Source organism: Amycolatopsis sp. NPDC005961, from assembly GCF_040629235.1.
GTDB classification, from domain to species: Bacteria; Actinomycetota; Actinomycetes; order Mycobacteriales; family Pseudonocardiaceae; genus Amycolatopsis; species Amycolatopsis camponoti.
The window spans coordinates 103,187-122,891 of record NZ_JBEXVF010000013.1 but is presented as its reverse complement, the minus strand read 5'-3'; the positions used below and the strand labels follow the sequence as shown (position 1 = coordinate 122,891).

Sequence of the window (19,705 nt, the reverse complement as noted above, 5' to 3'; positions counted from 1 at the left end):
ACCGTTTCCGAACAGGCTTCAGCGGTCGGTGTCGACGACGTCCACGCGGACGCCGCGGCCACCGATGCCGCCCATGACGGTGCGCAGGGCGGTCGCCGTGCGACCACCCCGGCCGATCACCTTGCCCAGGTCGTCGGGGTGCACGTGCACCTCGAGCGTGCGGCCACGGCGCGTGGTCAGCAGCTCGACCCGGACCTCGTCCGGGTTGTCGACGATCCCGCGCACCAGGTGCTCGAGGGAGTCAGCCAGAAAGCTCACTCGGCCTTCTCACCCTCGGCGGCTTCGGCCTTCTCGGCCTCGGCCTTCTTGGGGGCGGACTTCTTCTTCGGCGTGGTGGCCTCGGTGGAGGGCTCCTCGCCGGCCGCGGCCAGCGCCGCGTTGAACAGGTCCTGCTTGGACGGCTTCGGCTCGGCCACCTTCAGGGTGCCCTCGGCGCCCGGCAGGCCCTTGAACTTCTGCCAGTCACCGGTGATCTCGAGCAGACGCTGGACCGGCTCGGTCGGCTGCGCGCCGACACCCAGCCAGTACTGGGCGCGCTCGGAGACGACCTCGATGAGGCTCGGCTCTTCCTTCGGGTGGTACTTGCCGATCGTCTCGATGGCTTTGCCGTCCCGGCGGGTGCGCGCGTCGGCGACGATGATGCGGTAGTACGGCGCACGGATCTTGCCGAGGCGCTGCAGCTTGATCTTGACGGCCACGGGTGTGGGTACTCCTCGTATCTCTCTGATGCTGGGGTGGGCACTCGCTGTCCGAGTGGGGACACGGACGCGGGCACCCGAAGGTCAGGAGCTTTCGCGCGGTGAGAGGGTCCGGCGGAAGCAAGCAGTGACTCATTCTGCCAGACGGCCCCCGCGCACCGGGACGGAGGCCTGGGAAGAGGCTCAGAAAGAGGCCACTCCGAGCGCACCGAGCAGGATCGTGAGCGCCGGCAGGAAGTTGTTCACCTGGTGCGCGACGATGCTCGCCGGCAGCCGTCCGGTGACGAGCCGCGCCAGCCCGATCGGCACCGCGATGACCAGCAGCAACGTCGTGCGCAGCGGCTCGAGGTGGCTGGCCGCGAACACCGCCGTGCACAGCAGGAACGCCGCGACGCGGCCCCAGCGCTCGCTGCGCCACTGCAGCTGTTCGGCGGCGCCCCAGAGCAGGCCGCGGTAGATGATCTCCTCGCAGATCGGCCCGAGCAGCCACAGGTAGACGAACATCACGATGGCCGCCGAGATCGACATCTTCCGGTCCTCGACCAGCGCGCTGATCGCCGACGTCGCGTTGGCGTTGCCGACCAGCTGCGTCCACAGGTAGGCGCCGAGGGTGGTGAAGACGAGCCCGACGCAGCCGAAGCGGAACCCGGTCTTCACGTCGGCCCAGCGCCACTCGATCCGCAGGTCGATCACGGGCCCGTTGCCACGCACGTACGTGATCAGCACGGCGACGCCGGCCGCGATCATCGTCGGCAGCATGGTGCCGAGCAGCACGACCCGGATCGGCAGCGGGCCGGGGCCGGTGTCGCCGACCAGGACGGACACGAACGCGGCCGAGGACAGCAGCACCGCCTCGACGAGCAGGAAGGCCCCGAAGCCCCACCGGTGCCGCCTTGCGGGCGGCAGGAAGGCAGTCGCGGCGGGTTCCTCGGGCTCGGGGAACGGCGCGGCGTCGGGAGCCGGGTCCCGGGGCTGGGAAGTGGTCACGCGTTGCCCTCCGCGATCGGTCGGCTCCTACGACGAGCCTAGCGGCCGGGAAGTGATCACACAGTATCCGTCCGACTACTGTCCATCGATCATCGCAACACCCTCAGTGCGCGACGAACAGCAGGACCGCCGGCGGCAGGTTGTTGGCCGCGTGCGCGATGACCCCGGCGCTCACCCGGCCGGACAGGTGCCGGGCCAGCCCGATCGCGATGCCCTGGCCGAAGAGGGCGATCGTGCGCGTCGGCTCGCCGTGCAGCTGGGCGAACACCAGCGAGGTGAGCAGGAGCACCACCCACGGCGGGACCCGGTGGAACTGCAGCGCGTTCCACAGCGTGCCGCGGACCAGCAGTTCTTCCGTGATCGGTGCGCCGGCGATGACGATCACCGCGGCGAGCACCAGCCAGACGGTATCGCCGTCGAAGGTGTCGGCGAGGTCGCTCAGCGGGCTGTCGGAGACGTCGTCGGCGCCGTAGACGGCGATCAGCACCAGGTTGAGGCCGTAGCCGACGACCAGCGCGAGCGCGCCGCAGGCGAGGCCGATCCGGACGTCGCGCCAGGTCGGCTTGAGCCCGAAGTCCGCGCGCAGGCCCTCGCCCCAGCGCCACGAGCCCACCGCCGGGCCGAGGCCGAGCAGGAGGTTGGGCACGAACGCCAGGAGCAGCAGCGGGCCGATGTCGTGCAGCTCGAGAGGGTCGAACTCGCCGACGTTGCGGTTGACCGCGGCGGCGATGACGAGGTTGATCAGGTAGTAGCCGGCGATGCCCGTGAAGAACGCCACGAAACACCAGTGCGCCTTGAGCACACGTCGTGCGCCGTCGTCGTCCGTCACGCGCCCCACGCTAAAGTGCCGACCCCGCAAGGAAAACGGCGGGGGTCTACGCGTAGACGACACCGCCGAGCACGATGTGCTCCGGGTGCCGCAGGACGCCCAGGTCCTCCCGCGGGTCGCTCGCGTAGACGAGCAGGTCGGCGGGTGCGCCGTCGGCGATGCCCGGGTGGCCGAGCCAGTCGCGGGCGGCCCAGGACGCGCTCGCCAGGGCCGCCTCGCGGGTCATGCCCGCGCGGTGCAGCGCCTCGATCTCGTCGACGAGCCGGCCGTGCTCGACCATGCCACCGGCGTCACTGCCCGCGAAGACGCGTACACCCGCTTCGATGGCCGTGGCGACCATCTCGCCGACGCCGGCGTGCAGGGCCCGCATATGGTCCGCGTACGCCGGGTACTTGCCCGCCTTGTCCGCGATGCCCGGGAAGTTCTCGATGTTGATCAGGGTCGGCACGAGCGCGACGTCGGTGCGCGCCAGTTCCGCGAGCTGGTCGGCGCTCAGTCCCGTGCCGTGCTCGAGGCAGTCGATGCCGGACGCGATCAGCCCGGGCAGCGCGGCTTCGCCGAACACGTGCGCGGTGACGCGGGCGCCGTGGTCGTGCGCGACCTTGACGGCTTCGGCGAGGACGTCGTCCGGCCACAGCGGCGCCAGGTCGCCCGCACCGCGGTCGATCCAGTCGCCGACCAGCTTGACCCAGCCGTCGCCGTCATGAGCCTGCTCGGCGACCGCCTCGGGCAGCTGCGAGGGATCGTCCAGCTCGATGCCGAGGCCGGGGATGTAGCGCTTGGCCAGCGCGAGGTGCTTCCCGGCGCGGATGATCGTCGGCAGGTCGGCGCGCCGCTGCAGCGGCCGGACGTCGATCGGCAGGCCACAGTCGCGGATGAGCAACGTGCCCGCGGCGCGGTCGGCCAGTGCCTGCTCCGTCGCCTCTTCCAGGGAGACCGGCCCGCCGACGCCGATGCCAGGGTGGCAGTGCGCGTCGACCAGGCCGGGCACCAGGAAGACGTCCCGGCCCAGCGTCTCGGCGTCCGCCACCGGCTCGAAGGAGATCCGGCCGCCGGTGATCCAGAGGTCCCGGGACTCGCCGCCGGGCAGGACCACCCCGGCGGCGTGGAGCGCGGTGCTCAATTGTCCTTGGGGTTCTTCGGCAGCTTGAACTTCGACGGGTCGAAGCCCGGGACGTCGTTCATGCCGCCCAGCTTCGAGAGGTCGGGCATCCCGCCCGGCATTTGCCCGCCGGGAGGCAGCATCGGCATGCCGCCGGGGAAGCCGCCGCGGACCTTGGGCTGCGTCGGGCCGCGCCCCTTCTTGCCCTTCTTGCCCTTGCGCGTCTTGGAGCCGCCGCCCCCGCCGCCGAAGCCGAACCGGCCGGCCATCTGGGCCATCATCTTGCGGGCCTCGAAGAACCGGTTGACCAGGTCGTTGACCTCGCGGACGGAGACGCCCGAGCCGTTGGCGATGCGCAGCCGGCGCGACCCGTTGATCATCTTCGGGTTGTCGCGCTCGGCGGGCGTCATGCCGCGGATGATCGCCTGCAGCTTGTCGAGGTGCTTGTCGTCGACCTGGGCGAGCTGGTCCTTCATCTGGCCGGCGCCCGGGAGCATGCCGAGCAGGTTGCCGATCGGGCCCATCTTGCGGACCGCGAGCATCTGCTCGAGGAAGTCTTCGAGGGTGAGCTGGCCGCTCGACAGCTTCTCCGCGGCCTTCTCGGCCTGGTCCTGGTCGAAGGCCTGCTCGGCCTGCTCGATCAGGGTCAGCACGTCGCCCATGCCGAGGATCCGCGACGCCATCCGGTCCGGGTGGAAGGTGTCGAAGTCCTCGAGCTTCTCGCCGTTGGACGCGAAGAGGATCGGCTGGCCGGTGACCTCGCGGACGCTCAGCGCGGCACCACCGCGGGCGTCACCGTCGAGCTTCGTCAGCACGACACCGGTGAAGCCGACGCCGTCGCGGAACGCCTCCGCCGTGGTCACGGCGTCCTGGCCGATCATCGCGTCGACGACGAACAGCGTCTCGTCCGGCTGGACGGCGTCGCGGATGTCCGCGGCCTGCTTCATCAGCTCTTCGTCGACGCCCAGGCGGCCGGCGGTGTCGACCACGACGATGTCGTGCTGCGCGTGCTTCGCCTCGGCGATGGCGCGGCGGGCGACGTCGACCGGGTCGCCGACGCCGTTGCCGGGCTCCGGCGCGAAGGTGACGACCCCGGCGCGCTCGCCGACGACCTGCAGCTGCGTCACGGCGTTCGGGCGCTGGAGGTCGCAGGCGACCAGCATCGGCGCGTGGCCCTGCTTCTTCAGCCACAGCGCGAGCTTGCCGGCGAGCGTCGTCTTGCCGGCACCCTGCAGGCCCGCGAGCATGATCACGGTGGGCGGGTTCTTCGCCAGGTTCAGGCGGCGCGTCTCGCCGCCGAGGATGCCGACGAGCTCCTCGTTGACGATCTTGATGACCTGCTGGGCGGGGTTGAGCGCCTGGGAGACCTCGGCGCCCTTCGCCCGCTCCTTGATCCGCGCGATGAAGGTCTTGACCACGCCGAGGGCGACGTCGGCCTCCAGCAGCGCGATGCGGATCTCGCGCGCGGTGGCGTCGATGTCGGCGTCGGACAGCTTGCCCTTGCGCGTGAGCGTCTGCAGGGCGGCGGTGAGCCGATCGGACAGGGTGTCGAACACGGGTGTGCACGCTCCAGCTGGGTCGAGAGTGGCGCGCCGGACGAGGCCGGCCCTCCCGAGGGTAGTCGCTCCGGCTCCCCCACCTCACGGGTACGCGAAGTTCGCGCACGCGATTAGTACACATAAATGTACCACTTCACGGGCTAGATCGACGTAAAGTTGCCTTTAATTACGGTAATTCACTGGTGACGATGGCCGCATTAGGTAAACATGCGTGTATGACTTCCGCGACCAGACCCCGGCCGTCGCTCGCCGAACCGGCCGCCGACACCGACGAGCCGGTCCCCCTCCGGCGGATCGCCGGCCTGTTCCGCCCGCACCGCGGGCCGCTCGGCGCACTGTTCGCGCTGATCGTGCTGCAGGCCGGCCTCGGCGTCGTCTCGCCGTTCCTGCTGCGCGAGATCCTCGACGACGCGCTCCCGCACCGCGACACGCTCCTGATCAGCGTCCTGGCGGCGGGGATGATCGCCTGCGCGGTCGGCAGCGGCTCCCTCGGCGTCGCCACGACCGGGCTGTCCAACACCATCGGCCAGCGGGTGATGAACGAGCTGCGCGTCACCGTCTACGGCCACCTGCAGCGGATGTCGCTGGGCTTCTTCACCCGGACGAAGAGCGGCGAAGTGCTCTCGCGGGTGTTCAACGACATCGGCGGCGTCGACAACGTCATCACCACGACCGCCGGGTCGATGGTGCAGAACGCGACCACGACGATCGCCATCACCGCGGCGCTGTTCGCGCTCGACTGGCAGCTCGCGGCGCTCTCGCTGATCGTCGTCCCGCTGTTCCTGCTGTTCACGCTGCGGCTCGGCAAGAAGCGGCGGACGCTGGCCCGCGGCCGGACCCGGCGGATGGCCCGGCTGACGACGATGGTCGAGGAGTCCCTGTCGGTCACCGGCGTGCTGCTCGCCAAGACCATGGGCAACGAACGGGCGATGCGCGAGCGGTTCGGCGCGGAGTCGCGGGAGATCGCGTCGCTGGAACGCGCGGCGGCGCTGGCCGGACGCTGGCAGCTCGCGTCGCGGGCGATGAGCCTGACCGTGATCCCGGCGCTGGTCTACTGGATCGCCGGGCTGGCGCTGGCGGGCGGCGCGTCGCCGTTCTCGCTCGGCACGGTCGTGGCGTTCACCAGCATGCTCAACCGCCTGGTCGCGCCGGCCAGCGCGATGCAGACGATCGGGCAGAACGTGGCGACGTCGAAGGCGCTGTTCGGGCGCATCTTCGAGGTCCTCGACCTGCCGGTGGAGATCAGCGACAAGCCGGGCGCGGGCACGCTGGACGTCCGGCGTGGGGACGTCTCGATGCGCGGCGTCTCCTTCCGCTACGACGACGAAGGCCCGCTGACGCTGCACGACATCGACCTCGACGTCCCGGCCGGGACCACGACGGCGCTGGTCGGCTCGACCGGCTCGGGCAAGACGACGCTCGCGTACCTGGTGGCACGGCTGTACGAGGTGAGCGACGGGTCCGTGGAGATCGACGGCACCGACATCCGCGACGTCACGCTCGCCTCGCTCGCGGCGGGCGTCGGGATGGTGTCGCAGGAGACCTACCTGTTCCACGACACCGTCCGCGAGAACTTGCGCTTCGCGAAACCGGACGCGGCCGACGAGGAGATCGAGGCGGCGGCGAAGGCCGCGCACATCCACGACACCCTGGCCGGGCTGCCCGACGGGTACGACACGGTCGTGGGCCAGCGCGGCTACCGCTTCTCCGGCGGCGAGAAGCAGCGGATGGCGATCGCGCGGATCCTGCTGCGCAACCCGCCGGTGCTCATCCTCGACGAGGCGACCAGCGCGCTCGACACCCGCACCGAACGCTCGGTGCAGGCCGAGCTCGACCGGCTCGCCGCGGGCCGCACGACGCTGACGATCGCGCACCGGCTGTCCACTGTGGAGCACGCCGACCAGATCGTGGTGCTGCACGAGGGCCGGATCGTCGAACGCGGGACGCATGAAGAGCTGCTGGCGCGCGACGGGCGTTATGCCCGGCTGGTCCGGGGAACCGCCTAACCTGGGGCCATGCAGCCCGAACCCGACGCCCCCGGCCGAGTCACCCTGCAGGTCAGCGCGGACGCCGAGCTGGCCGACCTGGCCCGCCGGGTCCGCGAGGGCGTCGGGCGGCTGAACTGGCGGATGCGCGCCGAGCGGGACCCGAACGGCCCGGGCCCGGCGGTGCTGGCGGTGCTGAGCAGGCTCTACCGGGCGGGCACGCACACGCCGACCGAGCTGGCCGAGGCGGAGCGGCTGCAGCCGCAGTCGCTGACCCGGATCCTGGCCTGGGTGACCGAACGCGAGCTGGTGACGCGCTCACCGGATCCGGCGGACGGGCGCCGTTCGCTGGTGAGCATCACGCCGGCGGGGCTGGCCGTGCTGCGCGAGTACAGCATCCGGCGGGAACGCTGGCTGGCCGGCGCGATCGAGTCGACGTTGTCGCCGACCGAGCGGCAGCTGCTGAGCCTGGCTTCGGAGCTGATGCTCCGGGTCGCGGACGCCTGAAAGCCGCCGCGGAGACCCCTCGATCCCTCCACGGCGGCTCCGGGCCATCCCCTCTTCCGCTCCGCCTCCCCGCGGTGCGGCACGGGTTCCGGGAACGGGCCGCTCCTCCGTCGGCCCGCCCCGGAACCCTGGTGCCCGGACGGCTCACCTCCCCAGGGGCCGTCCGGTTTCCTCCCCCTCACCAGCGGTCCGGTACCCGCTGGCAGAACGAAGTTTGCCGCGCCGGGCACCCGGCCAGCAGTGGGAGAACCCTCAATTACCCGTGGGTAGTACTACTCAAGACGTCTTCGCGCGGTTGCGGGCCGCGGCCCGCCTCGCCGTCGTACGCGCCTTCGCCGCCCTCGACGCCGCAGCCTTGGCCTTCGCGACGGACGCGGTGCGCTCGTCTTCGGCTTCGGACGCCGACTCCTGCAGGGCCGCCAGCAGCCGCGTGACGCCCTCCGCCTGCGCGGCGGCCGTCGGCTGGACGACCTCCGCGCCGTCGATCTTCGCCTGGACCAACGCCTGAAAGGCCTCGCGGTAACGGTCGGGATAGCGGCCGGGGTCGAACTCGCCGGTCAGCTCCTCGACGAGGTTCACCGCGCGCCGCAGCTCACCGGGCCGGATGTCGACGTCGGCGTGCCGGAACGGGAAGTCGGGCGTGCGCACCTCGTCGGGCCACAACATCGTCTCCAGCACGATCACCTGGTCGCGCACGCGCAGGGCGCCGAGCGTCTCGCGGCGGCGCAGGGCGACCGTGACCAGCGCGATCCGCCCCGACTGCTGCAGGGCCTCGCTGAACAGCACGTACGGCTTCGTGCCCGCCGGCTCCGGCTCGAGGTAGTAGCTCTTCGCGAACCAGATCGGGTCGACGTCGGCGAGCGGCGCGAACCCGCGGATGGCGATCGTGCGGCCGGGCATCGGGAGCGACGCGAGCTCGTGGTCCGACAGCAGGACGACGTCACCGCCGGGCACGACGTACCCGCGGACCATCTGCTCGGGCGGCACCTCGGCGCCGTCGACCTCGCACACCCGCTTGACCCGGACGCGGCCGCCGTCGGCCTCGTGCACCTGGTGCAGCGGGATCTCGCGGTCCTCGGTCGCGCTGTACGCCTTCACCGGAATGGCGTAACTGCCGAACCCGATCGTGCCCATCCACATCGCGCGCATGCGAGCCACCTCCGCAGCTCCCAGGCTAGACAGGCGCCCGCGCGCCCCGACAGCTACAAACGGGTGTCAGGCGCGACGGATTCGCTCACACATTCGAACGACGGCGTGACCTCGTCGAGCGCTTCGGCCGCGCACCGGGCCGCGATCGCCGCCTCGCGGAGCACCTCGGTGACGACCTCGACGTCGAGGGGCGGGGCCGCGGCGAGCGCGTTCGTGCCGCCTTCGACGCGGGCGGCGAGGCCGGCGAGCGCGTGGGAGATGGCTTCCTGGCCTGCGACCAGGTGCGCGACGACGTCGGTCAGCTCGGTGGTCGTGGCGCCCGGGCCGCCGCAGCGCAGGCTCGCGGCGAGCTCTTCGGCACAGGAGCGCAGGTGGGTGGCGAGGACCGTCGGCGGCAGCGTGAGGTCCTGCATCGCTCACCCCCTCCGGCCGTCAGATCAGCCATCGTGCCACCGCACGGGCCGTCATCGGAGGCGACACACCGCGGCCGGTTTATTTGACCGATCGTTCTGGATATGGCTAGGGTTCGATCATGTCCAGGGTCAAGGAGTTCGACGTCGACGAAGCCTGCGACGCCGCACTCGCGCTCTTCCGGCGTCAAGGCTACGAAGCGACGTCGGTCAGCGACCTCGTCACGCACCTCGGCGTCGCGAAGGCGAGCCTGTACGCGACCTTCGGCACGAAGCACGACTTCTACGTGACGGCGCTGAAGCGCTACGCCGAGCGGACCGACACGCGGGTCATGTCCGAGCTGTCGAAACCGGGCCCGGGCGTCGCTGCGGTCCGGCGGCTTCTCGACGGCTATGTGGCGGATATCCTCGGCGAAGACGGGCCGATCGGCTGTTTCGTAGTCAACGCGGCGATCGAGCTGCTCCCCCACGATCCGGCGGTCGCCCGGATCGTGGAGCGCAGCTGGGACACGCTCGAAGTCGCGCTGACGATGGCACTCGAACGCGCTCGCTCGCAGGGTGAACTCCCGGACGGCAGCGACCCGGCGACGCTGGCCCGGTTCCTGCTCACCGTGCTCCAGGGACTGCGCGTCCTGGGCAAGGGCACGGACGCGGCGAGCCGGCTGCACGCGGCCGTCTCGCAGGCGATTCGTGTACTCATTCGAGACTGATCAGACCAGAAAGAAGGCAGACATGGGGGCACGGTTCGCGGGCAAGGTCGTCCTGGTGACCGGCGGCGGCTCGGGCATCGGGCTGGCGACGGCGAAAGCGTTCGCGGCCGAGGGCGCGACGGTGGTCGTCGCGGGCCGGGACGAGCAGCGGCTCGCGTCCGCGGTCAAGGAGATCGGCGACGCGGCGAGTGCGGTGAGGGTCGACGTGACCGACTCGGCGGACGTGGCGCGGATGGTCGAGACGGTCGTCGCGCGACACGGCGCACTGGACGTCGCGTTCAACAACGCGGGCATCCTCGGGTCGCCGGCCCCGGTCGCCGACCTCGACGAGGACGCTTTCGAGGCGGTGCTGGCCACGAACGTGACCGGGTTGTGGCGGTGCCTGAAGCACGAGGTCGCGCACATGCGGGCGCACGGTGGCGGCAAGATCGTCAACATGGCGTCGAACATCGGCGCGCACGGCCGGCTGCCGAACATGGCGGCGTACGCGGCGTCGAAGGCCGCGGTCAGCGTGCTGACCCGCACGGCGGCGCGCGACCACATCGCCGACGGAGTCCGCATCAACGCGGTCAGCCCGGGGGCGACCGACACGGACATGTCGCTGCGTCCCGGCGAGACGGACGCGGACCGCGCCGCGCGGCTGAAGGACGCGATCCCGCTGGGCCGGGTGGGAGCCACCGCCGAGGTGGCCGCCGCGGTGCTGTGGCTGGCTTCGGACGAAGCGGCCTTCACCGTGGGGCACGACCTGGTGGTCGACGGCGGCGCGACCGCCTGAGCGGCCCCACCCGGGCCCGCGGGTACTGGGCAGGCCGGAGCTCTTCCGGCGGCCGTTCACGACTCACGGTTGCGCATGGTGGCGTTTCCCCTCTCCTGCTGGACGGACCGGGTGTTCGGCGTGGTCAGGACTCGCGGTTGCGCACAGCACGTCTCCTTCCGGGCACGGGGGGCGGATGGGCATGGGGGTTCAGGACTCGCGGTTACGCACGGCGCACCTCCTCTCGGGCGCGGGGGCGAATGGACACTGGTTCAGGACTCGCGGTTGCGCACGGCGCGTCTCCTTCCGGACGTAGATGCGGGCGGGCTTGGGTTCACGACTCGCGGTTACGCACGGGGCTCTCCTCTCGCGCGTAGGGCTCGTTCGGGCGCTGGTTCAGGACTCGCGGTTGCGCATGGCGCGTCTCCTTCCGGACGTGGGTGCGAATGGACACTGGTTCAGGACTCGCGATTGCGCACAGCACGTCTCCTCTCGGGCGCGGGGGCGGACAGCGACTGGTTCACGACTCGCGGTTGCGCACGGCGCATCTCCTCTCGGGCGTTCCGGTGGACTGCGGCGGCTCAGGACTCGCGGTTGCGCATGACGGCCTCCCTCCGGCGTCGGCGCGGACGGCGGTCGGGGCGTCAGGACTCGCGGTTGCGCATGGCGACCTCCCTTCGCTGCTCCGAACGTGTGGCAATCGTCGATCGAGGTCGCCCGATGTGGTGAAGTGGACGCGGATCGTCGGATCACCCAGGGGAGTTGCACCCGCCTTGAGTATGGACGGCGCCCGTCCGGCCGAACCCCGCGTGGGCCGGATCCGTGGGGCGCTGAACCCTGCTCACTGGACCCTCTGGCGGCAGCGCGGGTCGCTGATCTTCTACTGCTTCCTCGTCGAGTCCGTGGCGCTCGTCGCCACCGTCTGGACCGCCGCCGTGGTGCCCGTCCACGGGTGGGATCTCGTCGTCTTCGGCGTCCTCGTCGCCCTCGGCGTGCTGCAGGCGGAGCTCGGCCGGCAGATCGAGCGCGTCCGGCGGCTGGTGTCCGACACCCCGCACATCAACCTGACGTCGGTCTGGACGTTCGCCGGCGTGCTGCTCCTCCCGCCCGCGCTCGTCACGGCCCTGATCGCCGTCCTCTACCTGCACCTGGCGACGCGCAGCCTCGCGCGGATGAAGCGCGTCCCGCCGTTCCGGACCACGCTGAACGCCACGCTGGTCGTCATCACCTGCTACTCGGCCGAGCTCGTGCTCGCCCGGCTCGGCGTCGGCGACATGTACGCGGCGCTGACGGCGGGCTGGCGCGGCATCACGGCGATCGCGCTGGCCGCGGTGACGTACTTCCTGGTCTCGGCGATCACGATCGTCCCGGCGCTGACGATCACGAAGCGCACGATCAAGGCGTTCTTCGGCGGCCTCGGCGACAACCTCCTCGAGGTCGCGACGCTCTGCCTGGGCCTGCTCACGGCGTTGACGCTGGCGACGCTGCCCGCGCTCGCCGTCGCGATCGTGCCGCCGCTGCTGGTGCTGCACCGGGCGGTGCTGATCAAGCAGCTGGAGATCGCCGCGACGACTGACGAGAAAACCGGCCTGTTCAACACGACCGGGTGGCATCTGCTCGCTTCCCGCGAACTGGCCCGCGCCCAGCGCAGCTCGCGCAGCACGTTCGGCGTGCTGATGATCGACCTCGACTACTTCAAGCTGATCAACGACCAGCACGGTCACCTGGCGGGCGACACGGTGCTGCGCGCGGTCGCGGCGACGATCAAGAGCGCGGTCCGCGACTACGACTCGGTCGGCCGGTTCGGCGGCGAGGAGTTCGTGGTCCTGCTGCCGGACATCGGCCCGGCGGCGGTGCTCGCGGTGGCCGAGCGCGTCCGGTCGGCGATCGAGTCGCTGAAGGTGGAGTACGAGGACGGCAGCCACCTCCGCGTGATCGACGCCCTGTCGGCGTCGATCGGCGTCGCGACCTACCCGGACGGCGGCACGGCCGTCGAGCGGCTGCTGCAGGCCGCGGACAAGGCGCTGTACCGGGCCAAGGACGCGGGCCGCAACCGGGTCGTCGACGGCACCGCCACGGCCTAAAGCACTCCCCCCATTCCCGACTTCGACCAGGCAACTTGTCATTTTTGCTCAGCTGAGCTAAATTTTGCTCATGCGAGCAAGAACGTTCACCGAGTCCGGCAGGCGGGCGCAGATCGTGCGGGCGGCGATCGAAGTCATCGCCGAGGCCGGCTACGCCAAGGCGTCGTTCAGCCGGATCGCGAAGCACGCGGGCCTGTCGAGCACCGGCATGATCAGTTACCACTTCGCGGGCAAGGACGACCTGCTCGCCGCGTGCGTCACGGAGATCGAGGAGATCACCGGGGCGTTCATGCAGCCGCGCATCGACGCCGCCGTCGGGCACGTCGCGCAGCTGCGCGCCTTCGTCGAAGCGAACGTCGAGCTCGTCGGCGAGCACCCGGCCGAAATCCGCGCGCTGATCGACCTGGTGAAGAACGCCGGCTCGCAGAGCGCCGGCGTGAACGGGCGGCTCGCGCTGTTCGAGGAGCACTTCCGCACCGGGCAGGCGGCGGGCGCGTTCGGCCCGCTCGACCCCCGGACCACGGCGCTCGCCTTCACCTCCGGCCTCGACGCCGTCGTCGCCACGGCGGCCGCCGCCGGGCTGGAACCCACCGAGCTCACGCGCATCGGCCGTGAGCTCGCCGACCTCTACGTGCGGGCGACCGCACCCGAATCCGCTGGGGGATCCGCATGATGATCGAAGAGAAGACCGTGCCCGACGCCGGCCTGCGCCGGCTGGTCCGCGCCAACGTGCTGACCGTGGTGTTCGAAGTGCTCGTGCCGATGGCGCTGTTCTACGGCCTGCGCGGCGCCGGCGTGAGCCAGTGGTGGGCGCTGATGGCCGGTGTCCTGGTGGCCGCGCCGTACGTGGTGTGGACGATCGTGCGCAACCGCAAGGTCGACCTCGTCGCCCTGGTCACGCTGAGCGTCCTGGTGCTGTCGGTGGTGCTGGGCCTGCTCTCGGACGACCCGCGCACGCTGGTGATCCGCGAAGGCTGGACCGCGGCGCTGGGCGGGGTGTTCGGCGCGTGGATGCTGGTCTCGGTGTTCGTCGGCCGTCCGGCGCAGCTGACGCTGGGCCGCACGATCGCCGAGGTCAAACGCGGTGCCGAGGGCGCGGAAGCGTGGGCGGGCCGCTGGGAGACCGACGCCCGGTTCCGGCGTGGCCTGCGGATCAACACGGCCGCCTGGGGCGCGGTCCTGCTGGCCGGCGCGGTGCTGCACATCGTGCTCGTCTACACGCTGCCGATCGACCTGATCGCGCTGGTCACCAACGTGGCGTGGTTCGGCGCGCTGGCCCTGCTGATCGTCTGGCACGTCTGGTACCTCCGCAAGGAGAACCTCGATGCCTGACGTCCTGGTCGCGGGCGCCGGGCCGACCGGCCTGCTGACCGCGTTCGAGCTGGAGCGCGCCGGGCTCGACGTGCTGGTCCTCGAGCGGGACGCCCGGCCCACCTCGCAGTCGAAAGCCCTCGGCCTGCAGCCCCGGTCGGTCGAGGTGCTGGCCGATCGCGGCCTGCTCGCGGCGATCGAGCCGCACGTGCGGGCGAAGCTGCCTGCCGGGCACTTCTCGGGTCTTCCGATCGACTACACCGACCTTCCGACGCGCTTCCCGTACCAGCTCGGCGTCGAACAGGCCCACGTCACGGCGGCGATCGAGGCGCGGCTGCGCACCCGGGTGCTGCGCGATGCGGCCGTCACCGCCGTGCGGCAGGACGACGGCGGCGTCACCGTCACGGCGGGCGGACGCGAGCACCGGGCCGGCTGGCTCGTCGCCGCCGACGGCGGGCACAGCACGGTGCGCACGCTGCTGGACGTCGCGTTCCCCGGCAGCCCGGCGCGGATCTCGCTGGTCGTCGCCGACATCCTGCTGGCGGCCAAGCCCGCCGGCCTGGCCGACGCCTGGGCACTGCCGGCCGGCGCGTCGGGCTACCTGGTCCCGCTGTCGGGCGGCCGCTACCGCACGATCGTCTTCGGCGAGGAGCAGCAGCGGCTCGGCCGCGGTGAACCGGTCACGGCCGAGGAGGTGCAGCGGGCGCTGACCGCCGCCCACGGACCGGGGATCCTCGTCGGCGAGGTGCTGTGGGCGTCGCGCTTCGGCGACGCGGCCCGGCAGCTGGAGCGGTACCGCCACGGCCGGGTGCTGTTCGCCGGCGACGCCGCGCACGTCCACCTCCCGGTCGGCGGCCAGGGCCTCAACCTGGGTCTGCAGGACGCGGCGAACCTCGGCTGGAAGCTGGCCGCGACGGTCCGCGGCACGGCGCCTTCCGCGTTGATCGACAGCTACCACGACGAACGCCACCCGATCGCGGCCCGCGTGCTGGTCAGCACCCGCGCCCAGGCGGTGCTCGGCGTGCCCGACCCGGACGCGGCGGCCGTGCGCGAGGTCGTCACGGGGCTGCTGGCCGTCCCCGAGGCCCGCCACGCCGTCGCCCTGGAGCTTTCGGGCATCGGGGTGACGTACCCGGGGATCTCCGGCCGCGCGGAGGTCCCGGTGGCACCCGACGGCCGCGCGGTGCTGATCGGTGCGACGCTGCCGGAGGGGTGGTCCGGCCGGGTCGAGCAGCGGTCCGGCGCCGAGCAGCGGCTCGTCCGGCCCGACGGCTACGTGGTGTGGTCCGGCGGCCCGGGCCTGGAAGACGCACTGCACCGCTGGTTCGGGTCGCCCGAGGCCGGCCGGACGGCGTCCGCGACCGTCGCCGGCACGGCTCGCCCGGCGATCTGACGCGGGCCCGCGAGTCGGGTCACCCGAACCGCGGGCCCGGTCACATCGCATCGGACGGCCGGGGTCCGCTCAGGAAGCCGCCGCCAGGATCGCCTGCTCCACCTCGCGCCGCCAGCCCGGCTCGATGCGGCCGCTGCGAGGCGTCACCGCGAACGAGTCCACCACCGCACCGCCCAGGGTCGAGACCTTCGCCCAGCGGACCTCCGCGTCGCAGCGGCGCAGGGCGCCCGCGACCCGGAACAGCAGGCCGATCCGGTCGGCGGCGCGCAGCTCGAGGACCACCGTGTCGGGGCCGCTCGTCTCGTCGTCGAACCAGAGGACCTTCGGCGCGACCGGGGCCGCGTCCGGCGAGCCGTAGTCACGTTCCTTCGCCGCCAGGCGCTGGGTGAGCGGCAGGGTGCCGGCGACCGCGCGGGCGAACTGCTCGCGCAGCAGCGTCGGGTCCGGCAGGGAACCGAACTTCGGGGACGCCGTGAACACCCCCGCGCGCCCGCCGTCGTGGCCGCGCAGGACCGCCGAATGCACCTCCATCGAGTTCAGCGCCAGCACACCCGCGGCCGGCGCCAGCAGCTCCGCGCGGGCCGGGACGGCCAGCAGCACCGTGACGACCTTGCCGTGCGCGCTGACCCGGATCTCGCCGGTGCCCGAAGCCACGGCCAGGGCGACGAGCTCGCGCTGTTCGCTGTCCATCGGCTCGGGCGCGGTGAACCCCTTGCCGCGCAACACTTCCTCGCAGCCCGTGACGAGCTCGGCGAGCAGCCGCGCCTTCCAGTCCGTCCAGACGCCGGGACCGGTCGCCAGCGAGTCGGCCTGCGTCAGCGCGTGCAGCAGCTCGACCAGGACGATGTCGCCGTCCAGGGTCTTCACCACTCGCGAGACCGTGTCCGGCTCGCTGATGTCACGGCGCGTCGCGGTGTGCGGCAGCAGCAGGTGGTGGCGGACCATCGCCGACACCGTCGCCGCGTCCGCCGGGCTCAGCCCGAGCCGCGTCGCGACCTGGGCGGAGATCTTGGCGCCCAGCTCCGAGTGGTCGGCGTCGCGGCCCTTGCCGATGTCGTGCAGCAGCGCGCCGATCAGCAGCAGGTCGGGCCGCGGCACCGTGGTGGTCAGCTTGGCGGCCTCGACGCAGGTGCGTACGAGGTGCCGGTCGACCGTCCACTGGTGCACCGGAGAGCGCGGCGGCAGGTCGCGGACCGCGCCCCACTCGGGGAACAGCCGGGCCCACAGGCCGGTCCGGTCGAGCGACTCGACCGCGTCGACCAGGCCCTCCCCCGCGCCGAGCAGCTCCACCAGGGCGTTCAACGCCTCGGGCGGCCACGGCGCCCGCAGCTCCGGCGCCGACTCCGCCAGCGCCTTGAGCGTGCCGAGCGCGATGGGCTTGCCCGTGCGCGCCGACGCCGCGGCGACCCGCAGCAGCAACGCCGGGTCCTTCGCCGGGACGGCGTCGCGGGCCAGCGCGACCTCGTTCCCGTGCAGGACGACGTTTTCGGCCAGCGGGGTCCGTGCCGGACGCCGTCCGAAGCGCTGCTTCGGCGGCTCCACAGTGGACCGGAGCGCGACGTCCAGCGCGTACGCGATCGTGCGGCCCGCACCGGAAAGCTTGCGGGCCAACGTGAAACGGTCGCCGAAGCCGAGCTCGGCGGCCACCAGCTCGGCCTCCGGCGCGGACAAGATGTCCCGTTCGCGCCGGATCTCGCGACGCAGCTCGGTGCGGACGTCGAGCAGCAGCTCCTTGGCGGCCAGAAGTTCTTCGCCGGGCCGCGCGGTGAGCTGCGCCGCGGCCAGTGCTTCCAGGACGGCGAAGTCCCGCAGCCCGCCCCGCCCGTGCTTGAGGTCGGGTTCGGCGGACTGCGCGATCTCGCCGCTGCGGGCCCAGCGCTGCCGGACCGACGCCGTCATGTCCGGGATCTGCTTGCGCGCGGTGCGGCGCCACTGGTCGCGCGCCGCGGAAACCAGGCGGCCGGTCAGCTCGGCGTCCCCGGAAAGGTGCCGGGCGTCGAGCAGGCCCATCGCCGTCCGAAGGTCCTCCGAAGCGACCTTCAGCGCTTCGCCGGGTGTGCGGACCGAGTGGTCCAACCCGACTTTCGCGTCCCACAAGGGATACCAGAGCGCGTCCGCGATCTCCCCGACGTTGCTGTTGCCGTTGTGCACCAGCACCAGGTCGAGATCGGAGAACGGCACCAGCTCCCGGCGGCCGAGCCCGCCCACGGCGACCAGCGCGACACCCGGTTCCGCGGTGTCGACGCCGGCCGCCGAGGCTCCCCTGCCCAGCCAGAACTCGTAGAGGTCGACCAGGGCCGCCCGCAGTGCGGACGCCCCCAGCCTCCCGTGCCTGCCCTCGAGCAAACGCTCGGTGGCCTTGACCAGTTCGCCCCCGTCGGCCATCCCGGACGCCCTAGAGAGCGTCCGTGCCGCGCTCGCCGGTCCGTACGCGGATCACCGTCTCGACCGGGGTCACCCACAGCTTGCCGTCGCCGATCTTGCCGGTGTGGGCGGCCGTGGTGATGGCCTCGAGGACCTTCTCCACGTTGGTGTCGTCGGTGACGACCTCGATCTTCAGCTTGGCCACGAAGTCGACCGAGTACTCGGCGCCGCGGTAGACCTCGGTGTGGCCCTTCTGGCGGCCGTAACCCTGGACCTCGCTGACCGTCATGCCCAGCACGCCCAGCTGCTCCAGCGCGGAGCGGACGTCGTCCAGCGTGAACGGCTTCACAATCGCCGTGATGAGCTTCATGCCTTGCTCTCCTCGAGTTTCGCGGCCGGGGCGGTCTTGACCGGGATGGTGGACGGTGCGCCACCGCCGGACAACCCGGTGAAGTCGTACGCGCTCTCCGCGTGCTGAGCCTCGTCGATACCGGTGACCTCGTCCTCGGTGCTGACGCGGAAGCCGCCCGCCTTCTTGATCGCGAAACCGATGATGAAGGACAGGACGAAGGAGTACGCGAGCACCGCACCGGCGGCCGCCGCCTGACGACCCAGCTGGGTGAACCCGCCGCCGTAGAAGAGACCGTCAGCACCGAGCGCGTTGACGCTCGTGGTGCCGAAGAAGCCGATCAGCAGCGTGCCGACGATGCCGCCGACCAGGTGGACGCCCACGACGTCGAGCGAGTCGTCGAAGCCGAACTTGAACTTGAGCGAGATGGCCAGCGCGCAGAGGACACCGGCGATCAGGCCGATCGCGATGGCCCCGAGCGGGCTCACGAAACCACACGCCGGGGTGATGGCGACCAGGCCGGCGACCGCGCCGGACGCCGCACCGAGCGTGGTCGGCTTGCCGAACTTGAGCTGCTCCACGATCAGCCAGCCGAGAACGGCGGCGGCGGTGGCGACGGTCGTGTTGGTGAACGCGACGGCCGCGAGGTCGTTGGCGGCCAGCGCCGAACCGGCGTTGAAGCCGTACCAGCCGAACCACAGCAGGCTCGCGCCGAGCAGGACGAACGGCACGTTGTGCGGGCGGCCGGTGTCCTTCGGCCAGCCCTTGCGCTTGCCGAGCACGATCGCCAGCGCGAGACCCGCGGCACCGGCGTTGATGTGGACCGCGGTACCACCGGCGAAGTCGAGTGCCTTGAGGTTGTTGGCGATCCAGCCGCCGACCGCGTTCTCGCCGACGAAACCGTTGAACGAGAACACCCAGTGCGCGACCGGGAAGTACACGACCGTCACCCAGATGACGACGAACAGCGTCCAGCCCCAGAACTTCGCGCGGTCGGCGATGGCGCCGGAGATCAGCGCGGGCGTGATGATGGCGAACATCAGCTGGAACATGACGAACGCGAGCACCGGCAGCGCGTCCGTGCCGGGCCAGGCCACGGCGGGTGCCGAGTCGGTGGCGGCGACCGCGAAGCCGGCCAGCTTCCCGAAGGTGTTTTCCAAGCCCGCGAAGTGGAAGTTACCGACGAAGCCGCCGAAGGCGTCGTCGCCGAACGACATCGAGAAGCCGTACAGGGCCCAGAGCACCCCCACCACGGCCAGCGCGATGAAGTTCATCATCAGCATGTTCAAGACGCTCTTCGCGCGGACCATGCCGCCGTAGAAGAACGCCAATCCTGGGGTCATGAGCATGACCAGCGCGGCGCTGGCCAGTACCCATGCGGTGTCTCCTGCGTTCAGCACATCGTCCTCCCGTGCCCTGGGTGTTCTGCGAAGGCAGTTTTGGCGCGCGGTGTTTCACGGGGCGGCGCGAGAGGTTTCGCCCGCGTGAACTGTCCGTGCCCGGTTGTTACGGCC

19 protein-coding genes are annotated in these 19,705 nt (G+C 71.5%); 8 read left to right on the top strand and 11 right to left on the bottom strand.

What is annotated here, in order from left to right; genetic code table 11:
• Positions 1-18: 18 nt before the first annotated feature.
• The 6 genes from ABZ342_RS14915 to ffh form a co-directional block, all read right to left on the bottom strand.
• Complete coding sequence (locus ABZ342_RS14915) at positions 19-258, bottom strand: RNA-binding protein (protein ID WP_003103110.1); 240 nt, start codon at positions 256-258, stop codon at positions 19-21.
• Positions 255-698: a 30S ribosomal protein S16 gene (gene rpsP, locus ABZ342_RS14910; RefSeq protein WP_086680523.1), complete on the bottom strand. Its 444-nt coding sequence runs from the start codon at positions 696-698 to the stop codon at positions 255-257. The genes ABZ342_RS14915 and rpsP overlap by 4 nt, the downstream gene beginning before the upstream one ends.
• A 183-nt stretch (positions 699-881) precedes the next feature.
• Positions 882-1,685: a type II CAAX endopeptidase family protein gene (locus tag ABZ342_RS14905; protein ID WP_155545315.1), complete on the bottom strand. Its 804-nt coding sequence runs from the start codon at positions 1,683-1,685 to the stop codon at positions 882-884.
• A 103-nt stretch (positions 1,686-1,788) separates the two neighbouring features.
• Complete coding sequence (locus tag ABZ342_RS14900; protein WP_360473015.1) at positions 1,789-2,514, bottom strand: type II CAAX endopeptidase family protein; 726 nt, start codon at positions 2,512-2,514, stop codon at positions 1,789-1,791.
• A 46-nt stretch (positions 2,515-2,560) separates the two neighbouring features.
• On the bottom strand, positions 2,561-3,637 hold the full coding sequence (locus tag ABZ342_RS14895; protein ID WP_360473013.1) for an amidohydrolase family protein: 1,077 nt from the start codon (positions 3,635-3,637) through the stop codon (positions 2,561-2,563).
• Entirely contained in the window at positions 3,634-5,172 is a 1,539-nt protein-coding gene (gene ffh, locus ABZ342_RS14890; protein WP_360473010.1) for a signal recognition particle protein, read from the bottom strand. The genes ABZ342_RS14895 and ffh overlap by 4 nt, the downstream gene beginning before the upstream one ends.
• A 218-nt stretch (positions 5,173-5,390) precedes the next feature.
• On the opposite strand from ffh, the gene ABZ342_RS14885 reads away from it, so the two are divergent.
• Together ABZ342_RS14885 and ABZ342_RS14880 are read left to right on the top strand one after the other, a co-directional pair.
• Positions 5,391-7,181 (top strand): ABC transporter ATP-binding protein, encoded by a 1,791-nt coding sequence (locus tag ABZ342_RS14885; protein WP_360473008.1) that lies wholly within the window; start codon positions 5,391-5,393, stop codon positions 7,179-7,181.
• Positions 7,182-7,190: 9 nt separating this feature from the next.
• Positions 7,191-7,667 carry a MarR family transcriptional regulator gene (locus ABZ342_RS14880; protein WP_360473005.1) on the top strand — a complete coding sequence of 159 codons (477 nt, stop codon included), beginning with the start codon at positions 7,191-7,193 and terminating at the stop codon, positions 7,665-7,667.
• A 276-nt stretch (positions 7,668-7,943) separates the two neighbouring features.
• Here the strand turns inward: ABZ342_RS14880 and ABZ342_RS14875 are convergent, their stop codons facing one another.
• Both ABZ342_RS14875 and ABZ342_RS14870 read right to left on the bottom strand, forming a co-directional pair.
• A complete protein-coding gene (locus ABZ342_RS14875) occupies positions 7,944-8,816 on the bottom strand; it encodes a Ku protein (protein WP_196425525.1) in 873 nt (290 codons plus the stop codon).
• A 53-nt stretch (positions 8,817-8,869) separates the two neighbouring features.
• Positions 8,870-9,229 (bottom strand): hypothetical protein, encoded by a 360-nt coding sequence (locus ABZ342_RS14870; protein WP_360473001.1) that lies wholly within the window; start codon positions 9,227-9,229, stop codon positions 8,870-8,872.
• A gap of 119 nt (positions 9,230-9,348) precedes the next feature.
• On the opposite strand from ABZ342_RS14870, the gene ABZ342_RS14865 reads away from it, so the two are divergent.
• From ABZ342_RS14865 to ABZ342_RS14840, 6 genes are all read left to right on the top strand, one after another.
• A complete protein-coding gene (locus tag ABZ342_RS14865; RefSeq protein ID WP_360472998.1) occupies positions 9,349-9,936 on the top strand; it encodes a TetR/AcrR family transcriptional regulator in 588 nt (195 codons plus the stop codon).
• A 22-nt stretch (positions 9,937-9,958) separates the two neighbouring features.
• Positions 9,959-10,711 carry a glucose 1-dehydrogenase gene (locus ABZ342_RS14860; RefSeq protein ID WP_360472995.1) on the top strand — a complete coding sequence of 251 codons (753 nt, stop codon included), beginning with the start codon at positions 9,959-9,961 and terminating at the stop codon, positions 10,709-10,711.
• A 758-nt stretch (positions 10,712-11,469) separates the two neighbouring features.
• On the top strand, positions 11,470-12,774 hold the full coding sequence (locus tag ABZ342_RS14855) for a GGDEF domain-containing protein (protein ID WP_360473164.1): 1,305 nt from the start codon (positions 11,470-11,472) through the stop codon (positions 12,772-12,774).
• Positions 12,775-12,844: 70 nt separating this feature from the next.
• Positions 12,845-13,447: a TetR/AcrR family transcriptional regulator gene (locus ABZ342_RS14850; RefSeq protein WP_360472992.1), complete on the top strand. Its 603-nt coding sequence runs from the start codon at positions 12,845-12,847 to the stop codon at positions 13,445-13,447.
• Entirely contained in the window at positions 13,444-14,106 is a 663-nt protein-coding gene (locus ABZ342_RS14845) for a VC0807 family protein (protein WP_155545305.1), read from the top strand. The genes ABZ342_RS14850 and ABZ342_RS14845 overlap by 4 nt, the downstream gene beginning before the upstream one ends.
• A complete protein-coding gene (locus tag ABZ342_RS14840; RefSeq protein WP_360472987.1) occupies positions 14,099-15,478 on the top strand; it encodes an FAD-dependent oxidoreductase in 1,380 nt (459 codons plus the stop codon). Before ABZ342_RS14845 ends, ABZ342_RS14840 begins: the two co-directional genes overlap by 8 nt.
• A gap of 69 nt (positions 15,479-15,547) precedes the next feature.
• On the opposite strand, the gene ABZ342_RS14835 is transcribed toward ABZ342_RS14840, so the two are convergent.
• The 3 genes from ABZ342_RS14835 to ABZ342_RS14825 are packed head-to-tail and all read right to left on the bottom strand — an operon-like array spanning position 15,548 to position 19,591.
• A complete protein-coding gene (locus ABZ342_RS14835) occupies positions 15,548-17,863 on the bottom strand; it encodes a [protein-PII] uridylyltransferase (protein ID WP_360472984.1) in 2,316 nt (771 codons plus the stop codon).
• 10 nt (positions 17,864-17,873) lie between these two features.
• On the bottom strand, positions 17,874-18,212 hold the full coding sequence (locus ABZ342_RS14830) for a P-II family nitrogen regulator (RefSeq protein WP_086855863.1): 339 nt from the start codon (positions 18,210-18,212) through the stop codon (positions 17,874-17,876).
• A complete protein-coding gene (locus tag ABZ342_RS14825; protein ID WP_196425523.1) occupies positions 18,209-19,591 on the bottom strand; it encodes an ammonium transporter in 1,383 nt (460 codons plus the stop codon). Before ABZ342_RS14825 ends, ABZ342_RS14830 begins: the two co-directional genes overlap by 4 nt.
• Positions 19,592-19,705: the final 114 nt, after the last annotated feature.

Coding starts and splice junctions, on each gene's coding strand:
- ABZ342_RS14860 (WP_360472995.1), top strand. CDS start 9,959: ATGGGGGCACGGTTCGCGGGCAAGGTCGTCCTGGTGACCGGCGGCGGC.
- ABZ342_RS14835 (WP_360472984.1), bottom strand. CDS start 17,863: ATGGCCGACGGGGGCGAACTGGTCAAGGCCACCGAGCGTTTGCTCGAG.
- ABZ342_RS14855 (WP_360473164.1), top strand. CDS start 11,470: ATGGACGGCGCCCGTCCGGCCGAACCCCGCGTGGGCCGGATCCGTGGG.
- ABZ342_RS14865 (WP_360472998.1), top strand. CDS start 9,349: ATGTCCAGGGTCAAGGAGTTCGACGTCGACGAAGCCTGCGACGCCGCA.
- ABZ342_RS14880 (WP_360473005.1), top strand. CDS start 7,191: ATGCAGCCCGAACCCGACGCCCCCGGCCGAGTCACCCTGCAGGTCAGC.
- ABZ342_RS14850 (WP_360472992.1), top strand. CDS start 12,845: ATGCGAGCAAGAACGTTCACCGAGTCCGGCAGGCGGGCGCAGATCGTG.
- ABZ342_RS14840 (WP_360472987.1), top strand. CDS start 14,099: ATGCCTGACGTCCTGGTCGCGGGCGCCGGGCCGACCGGCCTGCTGACC.
- ABZ342_RS14845 (WP_155545305.1), top strand. CDS start 13,444: ATGATGATCGAAGAGAAGACCGTGCCCGACGCCGGCCTGCGCCGGCTG.
- ABZ342_RS14885 (WP_360473008.1), top strand. CDS start 5,391: ATGACTTCCGCGACCAGACCCCGGCCGTCGCTCGCCGAACCGGCCGCC.
- ABZ342_RS14870 (WP_360473001.1), bottom strand. CDS start 9,229: ATGCAGGACCTCACGCTGCCGCCGACGGTCCTCGCCACCCACCTGCGC.
- ABZ342_RS14830 (WP_086855863.1), bottom strand. CDS start 18,212: ATGAAGCTCATCACGGCGATTGTGAAGCCGTTCACGCTGGACGACGTC.
- ABZ342_RS14875 (WP_196425525.1), bottom strand. CDS start 8,816: ATGCGCGCGATGTGGATGGGCACGATCGGGTTCGGCAGTTACGCCATT.